Source organism: Pseudoneobacillus rhizolycopersici, assembly GCF_054786815.1.
In genome coordinates this window covers 1-405 of sequence record NZ_JBTOOE010000071.1, presented here as the reverse complement: position 1 = coordinate 405, position 405 = coordinate 1, and the positions used below count along the sequence as shown (strand labels likewise).

At 42.5% G+C, this 405-nt stretch carries 1 protein-coding gene; it reads left to right on the top strand.

Annotation, left to right across the window (positions count from 1 at the left end; all coding sequences use genetic code 11):
- A partial coding sequence (locus ACX9YW_RS22895) for an immunoglobulin-like domain-containing protein (protein WP_460351014.1) occupies nucleotides 1-405 on the top strand: 405 nt, incomplete at both ends.

Here is a 405-nt window from a genome sequence, read left to right as displayed (position 1 = left end):
CGGATGGTACAGTAACCCGTCCTACCTATACTCAAGGAGATCAAACGGTAACTTTAACGGCTACTATTTTGAAAAATGGTGCAGTTGATACGAAGCTGTTCACTCTTAAGCTACCAAAACTGCCAATGAGCGATTCTGAAGCTGTTGGATTGGATAAGGCTGAGTTGGAAATTGGGTATAGCGGACAAGATGACGCTAATTCTGTCACAAAAAATGTGCTTTTAAAAACTGCTGGCCAAAATGGAACAACTATCAGTTGGTCAAGCAATGCTTCTGGATTTGTAGCGGCGGATGGAAAGGTAACCCGTCCTACTTATACCCAAGGAGACCAAACCGTAACTTTAACGGCCACTATTTTGAAAAATGGTGCAGTTGATACGAAGCTGTTCACTCTTAAGCTACCAA